General features: G+C 66.0%; 2 protein-coding genes. Both read right to left on the minus strand.

Going from position 1 to position 1,030, the window contains the following annotated elements; all coding sequences use genetic code 11:
- The coding region (locus EN984_RS35790; protein ID WP_245480201.1) for a PfkB family carbohydrate kinase at positions 1-450 on the minus strand (450 nt) is incomplete at its 3' end.
- 7 nt (positions 451-457) lie between these two features.
- On the minus strand, positions 458-1,030 hold a 573-nt coding region (locus tag EN984_RS35795; protein WP_127384416.1), incomplete at its 5' end, for a DUF2125 domain-containing protein.

A 1,030-nucleotide genomic window follows, 5' to 3' on the forward strand; every position in this document is an offset into this window, starting at 1 on the left:
GAGTGCCAACGCTGCCGCGCCCGGCCAGCGGACATCGACCAGCACGGCGTCGAATGCCGTGAGGTCGGCGACCGGCAAGACTTCGGGATCGGCCTGGGCCAGCCCGTCATAGAACGGCACGATGATGCGCTCGCCATGCGCGTCGACCAGGATCGAGGCCAGCGCCGAGCGGGCGCCTCTGACGCGGCGCACAAAGGTGCAATCGACGCCTTCGGCCTTGATGCCGGCGATGAGCTGGTCGGCGACGGCATCGTCACCCGCACTCGCCCACAGCGATACCTCGGCCCCCAGGCGATGCGCGGCGCAGGCAGCACTGGTGGCCATGCCCGAGGCGATCTGGACGCCGTCGGAGGCAATGAACTTGCCTTGATGCACAGGCAGTGTCTCGACGCGCAGGATGGTGTCCAGCGTCAAGGCGCCAACGCTCAGCAGCTTCACGGGTTTTGCCATGGTTGAGCTATTCGACCGGCTTGATCTTGCCCAGCGGAATGAAGCCGAGCGAGGCCTTGCCCCTGACCACCTTCAGCGGCATCGACGGCTCGTTGCCGAGCACCGCCAGGGCAGAAAAACCCTGCTCGATCTGGCTTTTCTGCTCGGGTATGGCGGCGCCAAGGATGGCCGCCACCGCCTTCGGGTCCTTCAGCCTGATCATCAGATCGGCGTTGACCAGACCCTCGGCATCAACCGAGAGCGGTCCCGAAACGGTGATGCGCGCCGTGCCCGACGACAGGTCAAGGTTGCGGATCTCGATCGCCTGGCCACGAAGGCTCTTCACCTGCGTGCCGATCAGTGCGACACCGTTCTTCAATGTCACGTCGCCACTGGCATCGAGCGCCGGAAGCACGCGCCCGCCAATCGCGCCGGGGTCGATCTCGAGATCGCCGAAACTGCCGAGATAGTCGATATCCTCGCCGTTGGGCTGCAGCTGGCCCGATGCCTTGCCGGCGCTGAACAGTTGCACCGGATCGGTGTCGTCGGCCGGATCGGTCTGGCCGGACAGGCCCTCCGCCTCCAGAGAAATCCGCTGCCG

This window comes from Mesorhizobium sp. M7A.F.Ca.CA.004.12.1.1, from assembly GCF_003997835.1.
Taxonomy (GTDB): Bacteria; Pseudomonadota; Alphaproteobacteria; order Rhizobiales; family Rhizobiaceae; genus Mesorhizobium.